Origin of the sequence: Methanobrevibacter oralis (genome assembly GCF_001639275.1) — an archaeon.
GTDB classification, from domain to species: domain Archaea; phylum Methanobacteriota; class Methanobacteria; order Methanobacteriales; family Methanobacteriaceae; genus Methanocatella; species Methanocatella oralis.
This window is the reverse complement of record NZ_LWMU01000005.1, coordinates 1-1,084: the sequence shown is the minus strand read 5'-3', so window position 1 is coordinate 1,084 and position 1,084 is coordinate 1. Positions and strand designations below refer to the sequence as shown.

The window sequence follows — 1,084 nt, the reverse complement described above, 5'->3', positions numbered from 1 at the left end:
ACATATTGACTCATTTCATTGTTTAACTCTTCTTTACTCATTTTATTAAATAGATTTATTTTTGATTTTCCAGACATAATATATTATTTGTCACTCATCTATAATAAAAGTTTAGTAAATAACTATAAAGTAGTTTTAATCAGTTTTAAAAATTAATTTTAGATTTTTGGCGGACACCCAGAAAAGAAAAAAAATAGTAAATATTGTCCGAAAAAAAACCATTTTTCCAAAGATTAATTATCAACTATGATCACGAAAATGATGACCTATATCCGCCCCAATTGGTCAACCACTATAGAAAAAAAAGCGAATACCAATACAAAAACAAAACAAGAATCACACATTGAACCAAAGAATGCAAAAACTGCCCAGTACAAGAATATTGCAGTAAAAAAACAACGATACAGAATAATCAGCGACTATGGAAAACATTTCCCAAAAAAAAATAAAAATGCAAAGAAAAATAGAAAACCACAAAAGCCCCCCCCAAAAAAAATCTACAAAAATACGCTCAAAAAAACAGCAGAAACTACCATTTACAAAACATGAAACAAAACATAAACCTAACAAAATTCACAACAACAGACTTAAAACAAATAAATACAGAATTTAAACTATACACAATAGGACACAACTTAAAAAGAGAATATACAACGAAATAAACAATAGAAAACAACTGAAAAATAAAATTATTGCAAAAAATTTTTAAAATAAAAAAAATTCTATGAAAAATTAAAAAATTTCATGTCCCATCCTGCTATTGTTTATTGTGGATGTTAATATGAAATCTGTTTGTGTATCTGCTATGCATGATAAATCTGATTAATTCCTTTTTTAATCTATTGAGGTGAGGATTATTTAATTCTTTTAGTTGTTTTTCACTGTATCCAATTATTATGGTGCATCACAGATGCTAGTATCACCTGCCAGCATTGAATATCTTTTATAAAGACCAGGTCTATCTGGATCATTGTAAATTCCATCAATAAAGTCTTCATTCATGTCTAACACAGCAAATATGATTAAGCAATTTTCTTCTTTGAGAAATATCGGATTTAGTTAAAGTCATATTTTTATCCTTCTT

At 26.9% G+C, this 1,084-nt stretch carries 1 protein-coding gene; it reads left to right on the top strand.

Features of this window, described 5'->3' with window-relative positions:
* Positions 1-258: 258 nt before the first annotated feature.
* Positions 259-549, top strand: coding sequence for a hypothetical protein (locus MBORA_RS00050; RefSeq protein ID WP_156482678.1), 291 nt, complete (start codon positions 259-261; stop codon positions 547-549).
* Positions 550-1,084: the final 535 nt, after the last annotated feature.